At 71.1% G+C, this 8030-nt stretch carries 8 protein-coding genes and 2 tRNA genes; 6 read left to right on the top strand and 4 right to left on the bottom strand.

Annotated features, from left to right (window positions below; all coding sequences use genetic code 11):
- Positions 1-114 precede the first annotated feature (114 nt).
- Both dusA and DEIPI_RS0101095 read left to right on the top strand, forming a co-directional pair.
- A complete protein-coding gene (dusA, locus tag DEIPI_RS0101100; RefSeq protein ID WP_045233362.1) occupies positions 115-1146 on the top strand; it encodes a tRNA dihydrouridine(20/20a) synthase DusA in 1032 nt (343 codons plus the stop codon).
- A gap of 250 nt (positions 1147-1396) precedes the next feature.
- On the top strand, positions 1397-1666 hold the full coding sequence (locus DEIPI_RS0101095; protein ID WP_027480575.1) for a hypothetical protein: 270 nt from the start codon (positions 1397-1399) through the stop codon (positions 1664-1666).
- 143 nt (positions 1667-1809) lie between these two features.
- Here DEIPI_RS0101095 and DEIPI_RS0101090 read toward each other — a convergent pair whose 3' ends face one another.
- Positions 1810-2874 (bottom strand): M20/M25/M40 family metallo-hydrolase, encoded by a 1065-nt coding sequence (locus DEIPI_RS0101090; protein ID WP_027480574.1) that lies wholly within the window; start codon positions 2872-2874, stop codon positions 1810-1812.
- 47 nt (positions 2875-2921) lie between these two features.
- Here DEIPI_RS0101090 and apaG point away from each other — a divergent pair, with 47 nt between their 5' ends.
- A complete protein-coding gene (apaG, locus tag DEIPI_RS0101085; protein ID WP_027480573.1) occupies positions 2922-3305 on the top strand; it encodes a Co2+/Mg2+ efflux protein ApaG in 384 nt (127 codons plus the stop codon).
- Positions 3306-3392: 87 nt separating this feature from the next.
- On the opposite strand, the gene DEIPI_RS42020 is transcribed toward apaG, so the two are convergent.
- Positions 3393-4166, bottom strand: coding sequence for a sensor histidine kinase (locus tag DEIPI_RS42020; protein WP_342667492.1), 774 nt, complete (start codon positions 4164-4166; stop codon positions 3393-3395).
- 1018 nt (positions 4167-5184) lie between these two features.
- Positions 5185-5925, bottom strand: a complete 741-nt coding sequence (locus DEIPI_RS0101075; RefSeq protein ID WP_027480572.1) for an RNA methyltransferase — start codon at positions 5923-5925, stop codon at positions 5185-5187.
- A 149-nt stretch (positions 5926-6074) separates the two neighbouring features.
- Here DEIPI_RS0101075 and DEIPI_RS27480 point away from each other — a divergent pair, with 149 nt between their 5' ends.
- A complete protein-coding gene (locus DEIPI_RS27480; protein WP_045233361.1) occupies positions 6075-6314 on the top strand; it encodes a hypothetical protein in 240 nt (79 codons plus the stop codon).
- A gap of 58 nt (positions 6315-6372) precedes the next feature.
- Here DEIPI_RS27480 and DEIPI_RS27475 read toward each other — a convergent pair whose 3' ends face one another.
- Positions 6373-7743, bottom strand: a complete 1371-nt coding sequence (locus DEIPI_RS27475) for a glycogen synthase (protein ID WP_084473854.1) — start codon at positions 7741-7743, stop codon at positions 6373-6375.
- A gap of 114 nt (positions 7744-7857) precedes the next feature.
- On the opposite strand from DEIPI_RS27475, the gene DEIPI_RS0101060 reads away from it, so the two are divergent.
- Positions 7858-7933: transfer RNA gene (locus DEIPI_RS0101060), tRNA-Ile, on the top strand.
- 6 nt (positions 7934-7939) lie between these two features.
- Positions 7940-8014 (top strand) — tRNA-Val (locus tag DEIPI_RS0101055).
- Positions 8015-8030: the final 16 nt, after the last annotated feature.

Below are 8030 nucleotides of genomic sequence, written 5' to 3'. Positions count from 1 at the left end.
GCGGAGGGTGGAGGAGACCGCGCGGCTCGCGCAGCGGGGCGAGCGCGCCAACCAGTGGCGCCGCAAGTGAGGGCCGCCACCACGCGCGTCCGCGCGGGAGGCTAGACTTCCCTGATGCCTGCCCCGCGCCCCCCGCACACCCTGTCGGTCGCGCCGATGATGGACTGGACGGACCGTCACGACCGCTACTTCCTGCGTCTCATCACGAAGCGCACCCTGCTCTACACCGAGATGGTCACGACGGGCGCGCTCCTGCACGGCGACCGGCCCCGTCACCTCGACTTCTCCCGCGAGGAGCACCCGGTCGCGCTTCAGCTCGGCGGCAGCGATCCCGCCGCGCTCGCCGAGAGCGCCCGCATGGCGGAGCAGTGGGGCTACGACGAGGTGAACCTCAACTGCGGCTGCCCCTCGGACCGCGTGCAGAGCGGCATGTTCGGCGCCTGCCTCATGGGCACGCCGGACGTCGTGGCACGCGGCGTGGAGGCCATGCGCGGCGCGACGACGCTGCCGGTGACGGTGAAGCACCGCATCGGCATCGACGACCTGGACAGCTACGAGCACCTGACGCGCTTCGTGTCCACGGTGGCGTCGGCGGGCTGCGAGACGTTCATCGTGCATGCCCGCAAGGCCTGGCTGCAGGGCCTGAGCCCCAAGGAGAACCGCGAGATCCCCCCCCTGCGCTACGAGGTGGTGCGCCGCCTCAAGGAGGACTTCCCGCACCTGACGGTCGTGCTCAACGGCGGCGTGAAGAGCCTGGAGGAGGCCAGGGAGCACCTGGCGTGGGCGGACGGCGTGATGATCGGACGCGAGGCGTACCAGAACCCCTTCGTGCTGGCCCTCGCGGACCGCGAGATCTTCGGGGAGGACGCGCCCGCGAGGACGCGGCGCGAGGTCGTGGAGCGCCTCGTCCCGTACGTGGAGGAGATGCTCGCGCGGGACGTGTACCTGTCGCGCGTCACGCGGCACATCCTGGGGCTCTTCGCGGGACAGCCCGGCGCGCGCGGCTGGAAGCGCGAGCTGAGCGAGCGGTCGTTCAGGCCGGGCGCGGGCGTGGAGGTCATCCGGGACGCCCTCTCCAGGGTGCCGGACGAGGTGCTCGACGCGCGGCCCTCCGTGGCACCGGACGCACTCGTCCACGTTCGGTGAGGCTTTCCATGAACTCATGAGCCGTGGGAGTGATTCCACGGACTTTGCATGAAGTACGACTGAAGTTTTCTTTGATCGAGTCGTAAGGTTGAGAAGTTCCTCATCGCCTAAGCTGTGGGCGTCAGATCAAGATCAGTTCGGAAGCTCCCTCTCCGTTCCGTTCCGACGACTCACACTCCCGCACCTCGTCGTCCGCTCCCGTACACACGGGCACGCCGGGGTGATCGCGCGTCACGCGCCGGAGGCCAGAATGAGCCCGAACCTCACCGAACGACTGAGCTGCCGCTGGGTGCCCGGAACCCTCGACACCGTCCTCGTCGAACATCCCTACGGCGAGGCCCGTCTGCGCCTCGCCGACGTGAAGCGCACCCTCGGACGCGAGGTCCTGCAGGGCCTCTACCTGTCGGGGCGCTACCACCTCGACCTGCCCGCGACCCGCCTGCGCGAGGTGCTGCGCGACCTCGGCCTCGTCGTGACGCCCCGGACGACGCTCACGCTGCCCCTGCGAGTTCCGGCCTGACCAGAGGTTGAAGAGACGCGCCGACGCACCAGGCACGAGAGCCCGACCGCTCGGGCTCGTACGCGGCCAAAGCGTTGACGCTCCAAGGCACAACGGGGAAGGGCGCGACCGGGACTAAGGGTCGCGCCCTTCCTCGTCCGCCGCTACTGCACGCGGGTGAACTCGGGTTCCGGCGCGAGCGCCGCCGTCCACGCGGCCATGAGGTCCACGCAGGCCTTCACGTCGCCCAGGTCCACCATCTCGTTCGGGGAGTGCATGTAGCGCAGCGGGATGCTCACGACGCCGCTCGGCACGCCGCCCCGCACGAGGCTCAGCTCGTCCGCGTCCGTGCCGGTGGAGCGCGGCTGCGCCGACAGGGTGTACCCGATGCCCTCGCGGGTGGCGACGTCGATCAGCTCGCGCAGGATGCGGGGGTTCGTCAGGGCGGAGACGGACAGGTTCACGCCCGAGCCGAAGTCGGCCCGCCCGACCTTCTTGACCTCCACGCCGGGCTGCGTCGTCTCGAAGGTGACGTCCACGACGAGCGCCGCGATGGGATCGAGGTGGTAGGCGGCGGTGCGCGCGCCGTACGCGCCGATCTCCTCCTGCGCGCTCGCGACGGCCACGACGCGGCGCGTCACGCCCCGCTCCTTGAGGGACCGCAGCGCCTCCAGCACCGTGAAGGCCCCGACGCGGTTGTCGAGGGCGCGGCTCACGACGCGCTCGCCCTGCACGAACGTCGGCTGCTCCAGCACCCCGACCGTCCCGACGGGCACGCGGCGGCGCACCTCGTCCACGGCGAGGCCCGTGTCGAGCCACAGGTCGTCCATCTTGCTGACCTTGTCGCGCTCCGAGGGGTCCATCAGGTGGATCGGCTTCTTGCCGATCACGGCGATCACGTCGCCGTCCACCGCGAGGAGCCGCACGCGCTGCCCCACCAGCACCTGCGAGTCCCACCCGCCGAGCGGCAGGACGCTCAGCAGGCCCCCGTCGTCCACGTGCGAGACCATCATGCCGATCTCGTCGAGGTGACCCATCAGGACCACCGGACGGCCCGCGTCCGGGTTGAGCTCGGCGTACACGTTGCCGTGCGCGTCCTCACGGACGACGTCGGCGAAGCGGCGCGCCTCCTCGCTCCAGACGCGCGCGGCGCGGGCCTCGAAGCCGCTCGGGGCGGCCTCGGCGAGCAGGGCGACGAGGAAGTCGACGTTGACGTTGGTTTCAGGCATGGCCGGAGTCTACCAAGGAGGCCGCGCACCTCCGCTACAGTGGGCGCGTGACCTCCCTCCCCGAGCCCGACATCCGCGTCGTCGTGAAGGCCGCGTACGTCGACACGCACTCCCGCGAGGGCCATCACGTGTTCGTGTACCTCGTGCGCATCGAGAACCACGCCGAGGAGTCCTACAAGCTCCTCGAACGCGAGTGGAAGGTCACGGACGGCGAGGGGCAGGTCACGCGCGTCGCGGGCGTCGGCGTGGTCGGCGAGCAGCCGCTCCTCGCGCCCGGCGCGGTCTTCCAGTACGACAGCAGCGTCGTCGTGGGGTCCATCCCTGGCCGCATGGAGGGCTCGTACGTCTTCCAGGACGCCTGGGGCGAACGCAGGCGCGTCATGATTCCGGCCTTCGCGCTCGACCGGCCCACGCCGCGCGTGCTGAACTGAAGCGTCGAGAGGCCGTCCAGCTCTCGGTCTTCGCCAGCGCGGACGGCCGCGCTGTTCGGGCGTGGGTCGTCCTGGCGTCTCTGTTCGCTAGGACTGCGCGAACTCCGCCCGCACCACGGTGCCCTCGCCGGGGCGGCTGAGCACCTCGTAGCGGCCCCCGAGCGACTCGACGCGCTCTCGCATCTGCGCGAGGCCGAGGCCCCCGGCGGAGCTCACCCGGCCGCTCACGAGGTCCGGGTCGAAGCCCTGACCGTCGTCCCGGACCTCCAGCGTGACGCGCTCGGCGCCGTGCAGGCACACGTGCACCTCGTGCGCGCGGGCGTGCTTCGCGACGTTGTTGAGGCTCTCCTGCAGGATGCGGAACACCGTCGCCTCGTCGCCGGGGGAGAGGGTCACCTCGCCGTCCACGTTGAGGGTGGTGCGCAGTCCGTTCTGCTCGCCGAAGTCCAGCACGTAGCGGCGCACCGTCTCCAGCAGCCCGAAGCGTTCGAGGTCGATGGGCCGCAGCGCGAAGATGGAGCGGCGCACCTCGCGGATCTGCTCGCGCAGGATCGTCCGGGCCGTCGCGACCTCCGCCGCCGCCTTCCCGGGATCGCGCGTGATCTGCCGTTCGGCCACGTCGAGCTTCAGCGCGCAGAACGCCAGGGACTGCGCCACGCCGTCGTGGATCTCGCGCGCGATGCGGTTGCGTTCCTCCCCGATGGCGAGCTCCTCGCTGTAGAGGTACGCGCGGGCGTTGCGGACCGCCAGGGACGCCTGCGTGGCCATCAGGGCCAGCAGGGGCACGCGCGCGCTCGTGAAGGCGTCGGGTTCCTCGTGACCCAGCACGATCACCCCGACGAGACGCTCCTCGCTGCTCATCGGGAGGCCCAGCGCGCTCCGGGCGCCCGGGAAGACGCGCGCGGCGTCCTCGGGGGTCGCGAGGGTCGGCGCGTCGCTCTGCCGCGACGCGCTTGGCGAACTCCGGGACGCTCCCGCCGCGCCGCACCTGCCCGGTGAGGTCGGCGGACCACACGTGACGCAGCACGCCGTCCGTGTCCACCACGAACACCGCGCGCGCCCGCGCGCCGCTGCGCTCGGCCATGTTGAGCGTGACGCGTTCGAGCAGGCGGCGCAGGTTGCGCTCGGCGCGGATCGATTCGTCCACCTCGTAGAGGGTGATGAGGTCGCGGGTGCGCTGCCGCGCCGCCTCGATGGCGGTGCCCACCTCCGCCGCGAGGGCCTGGGCGAGCCGCGCGGTGTCCGCGAGGGGCCGCTGGGCGAAGTGCAGCGTGAGCTCTCCGACGCGCCCGCCGCCCGCCGTGACGGGCAGCCTCAGCTCGTGCAGGTCCGCCGAGGGCGCTTCGAGCAGCGTCGCGCCGCGCGCGGTGCGCTCCAGCCCGCCGGGCACCGTGAGGCGCGCGTGCGTCGCGCCCGTGGCGCTCAGCGTGCCGGAGGCGGCCACGTCGAGGACCTCCTCCAGGTCGGGCGCCTCCGCGAGGGCGCGGATGAGGCTCTGCACCGTGTCGAGCTGCAGGTGCGACGCGCTGAGCTCCCCGTAGAGGTGACGCAGCTCGCGCTCGGCGAGCTCGCGCGCGAGGACGCCCTTCTCCAGCCACTGCAGGGTGTAGAACGTCACGAGCGGCCCGACGAGGCCGTAGAAGGCCAGGTGCAGCCAGAACATCAGGCCGCGGTCCGGGAGGCTCACCACGAACACCTCGTACAGCACGACGACCAGCACGATCGCGGGTGGCAGGAGGTTGCGGGTGAGCCTCACGCGCCTCACGACGCTGATGCTGGGCGGCGGACTGCCGGGCGTCTGACGGAACACGGTCACCCGGAAAGTCTAGAGTGCCCGGGCGCGAGCTTCAGTGACCCGATCCGCCGACGGGGCCGGGCGTCAGGCGTCCGTGTCCTCGGGGTTGGCGGGGGGCGCGGCGCGCTCGTCGGCGCGGTTCGCGGCCCAGATGCCCTGCTGCCACAGGCCGCGCAGGAACTGCACCTCGCGCGCGCTGGGCCGGGCCCGGTCGAGCAGGGTGCGCCAGTGCCGCATCGTCTGCGGGGCGCGCACGTCGTCGGTGTAGCCGATGCGGTGCATGAACGCGAGGAGGTGCGCGTACATGCCCTCCATCTGCTCGCGCGGCGCGGCCTTGTGCTCCACGGGCGGGGCCTCGCGCGCCTGCAGGAACTCGTAGCACAGCAGCAGCACGGCCTGCGCGAGGTTCAGGCTGGCGTACTCGCCCGTCGGGACGCGCACGCTGCCCTGGCACAGCGCGATGTCCTCGCTCGTGAGGCCCGACTCCTCCGGGCCGAACACGAGGGCGGGTCGGTCGGCGGACTGCAGCAGGGGCCGCAGTTCGCTCGGGAGGCGTGGCAGGGGCAGGTTCTTGCGTTCGCGCGCGGTCGTGGCGAGCGCCACGTCGCGGTCCGCGAGGGCCTCGGCGAGGGTGGCGTAGACGCGCGCGCCCTCCAGCACCGTCACGGCGTGGACGGAGAGCCGCCGCGCCTCCGGGTCGAGGTGATCGCAGCGGGGCGCGACGAGCCGCATGTCGGACGCGCCCATGTTGAGCATGGCGCGGGCGGCCGAGCCGACGTTGCCGGGATTCTTGGGGGAGACGAGGACCACCGCGAGCGAAGTCACGCCCTGAATGCTACAGGCTGCGCGGTCCTCGCGCGCGGTCTTCGTGTATCCGGGACACGATGTATATGCACGTATGCGCATGAATAACGCTAAGCGAAGGCTCTAGAAGCGAGAAAACTGGAAGCGGTTCAGGACCGTATACTCACGCCATGACGTACCTCGCCTTCGAAGCCCGGGAAGTGACGCCCGAGGTCCTCAATCACCCCGAACTCGCCCAGGAATGGAAGCAGGCCGCCCAGCACAACCTCATCAAGTCCGGCTGCTGCGGCCGCTACAGCGTCGTCCTCGACATGGCCTTCGCCGAACGCCTCCGCAGCGCCCTGCCCGGCGTCACCTGCTACAACTACGACGACGGCGCCGACCGCGTCGAAGGCGTCATGAACGCCTGACCCACACCCGGAAGGGAAGAGGGCGCCCCACCCGGGGCGCCCTCTCCACGTGAACACGTCACAGCTCCGGCGCGCTCGCCGCCTTCCTCGTCCGCTTCGGCTTCGGCGCGGCGGGCGCGGGCGCGTACAGGTCCAGGTACCTGCGCGCCGCCGTTCCCCACGAGAAGTCGTGCGCCATGCCCAGCTCCGCCCGCTCCCGCCAGCCCGCCGGGTCCTCCAGCGCCTTCGCCGCCGAACGCGCCGCGCGCACCAGCGCCGCCGCGCCCGCCTTCTGGAAGTGGAACCCCACGTCCTTCGGCACGCTGTCCTTCAGCCCGCCCGTCGTCCGCACGATCGGCGGCGTCCCGTACCGCATCGCGATCATCTGCGACAGCCCGCACGGCTCGAAGCGGCTCGGCATCACGAACGCGTCCGCGCCCGCGTAGATGCGGTGCGCCAGCGGCTCGTTCATGCCCTCGTAGTACCGCACGCCCTGGCCGTCGTGCTCGCGCAGCGCCGCCTCCAGTCTGGGGTCGCCCGAGCCGAGCACCACCACGTCCCAGTCCTTCGTGAGCTCCGGAAGCGCATCCACGAGCACGTCGATGCCCTTCTGCTCCACGAGGCGCGTCACCGTCGCCAGGACCGGCTTGCCGCGCAACCCGATCTCCTTGCGCAGCGCGCGTGTGTTCGGCGCCTTGCCCTTGTACGTCCGGTACGCCTTCACCTCCGGGTCCGCGCCCGGATCCCAGCGCTCCACGTCCAGCCCGTTGAGGAGCCCCACCAGTTCCTTGCGCGCGAAGCGCTCGCGCAGCACGGGATCGAGCCCCTCGCCGAACTCCGGCGTGGTGATCTCGCGCGCGTACGTCGGCGACACGGTCGTCACGACGTCCGCCGACAGCAGGCCCGCCTTCATCAGGTTGATGTCCCCGAAGAACTCCAGCGCGGGGTACGCCCCCTCGGGCAGACCCGTCCACGAGAACGCCTCCCAGGCGTTCCAGCGGCCCTGGTACTGCAGGTTGTGGATCGTGAACACCGTCCGCACGCCCCGCTCGCGCGCCAGCATCGTCAGCAGGCCCGCCGCCCAGTCGTGCGCGTGCAGCACGTCGAAGGACACGCCCAGCGCGTCCAGCGCGGGCAGGGCCGCGCGGCAGAAGCGCACGAAACGCCACACGTCGTCCGGGTGGTACACGCCGCCCCGGTCGAACTCCGGCAGACCCAGGAACAGGTAGCGGACGCCGTGCTCGCGCACCTCGCCGACGTGCACCTCACCGAACTCCGCCACCAGCTGGGGCTTCGGCTGGATGTCCCGGTACCACGGCGACAGCACCGTCACCTCGGTCCCGAGTCCGGCGAGCGCGCGCGGAAGCGCGTCGAGGACGTCCGCGAGCCCGCCCGTCCGCGAGAACGGGTACACCTCCGACGCGACGTGGAGAACTCGAAGGGCAGTCATGGGCCACAGTGTAACCCGCTCCCCGCCCGCGCCCGCATTCATGAAGTTCCGCACGCCCCCACGATTGACACGCGCTGACCGCCCTGCTATAGTCCCTTTCGCTGCGAAGCCCCCGGGCTCTTAGCTCAATGGTCAGAGCAGTCGGCTCATAACCGATTGGTTACAGGTTCAAATCCTGTAGGGCCCACCAAGGATCGGGCGGTTAGCTCAGCGGTAGAGCATTCGCTTCACACGCGAAGGGTCGTAGGTTCAAATCCTATACCGCCCACCAACAGAACGGCCTCCAG

Source organism: Deinococcus pimensis DSM 21231, assembly GCF_000519345.1.
GTDB classification, from domain to species: domain Bacteria; phylum Deinococcota; class Deinococci; order Deinococcales; family Deinococcaceae; genus Deinococcus_A; species Deinococcus_A pimensis.
The sequence above is the reverse complement of the archived record's forward strand: the minus strand, read 5'-3'. Positions and strand labels throughout refer to the sequence as shown.

Excerpts from the sequence above, each read along its gene's own strand:
- DEIPI_RS27475 (WP_084473854.1), bottom strand. The coding sequence starts at position 7,743 with ATGACTGCCCTTCGAGTTCTCCACGTCGCGTCGGAGGTGTACCCGTTC.
- DEIPI_RS0101095 (WP_027480575.1), top strand. The coding sequence starts at position 1,397 with ATGAGCCCGAACCTCACCGAACGACTGAGCTGCCGCTGGGTGCCCGGA.
- DEIPI_RS42020 (WP_342667492.1), bottom strand. The coding sequence starts at position 4,166 with ATGAGCAGCGAGGAGCGTCTCGTCGGGGTGATCGTGCTGGGTCACGAG.
- DEIPI_RS27480 (WP_045233361.1), top strand. The coding sequence starts at position 6,075 with ATGACGTACCTCGCCTTCGAAGCCCGGGAAGTGACGCCCGAGGTCCTC.
- DEIPI_RS0101090 (WP_027480574.1), bottom strand. The coding sequence starts at position 2,874 with ATGCCTGAAACCAACGTCAACGTCGACTTCCTCGTCGCCCTGCTCGCC.
- dusA (WP_045233362.1), top strand. The coding sequence starts at position 115 with ATGCCTGCCCCGCGCCCCCCGCACACCCTGTCGGTCGCGCCGATGATG.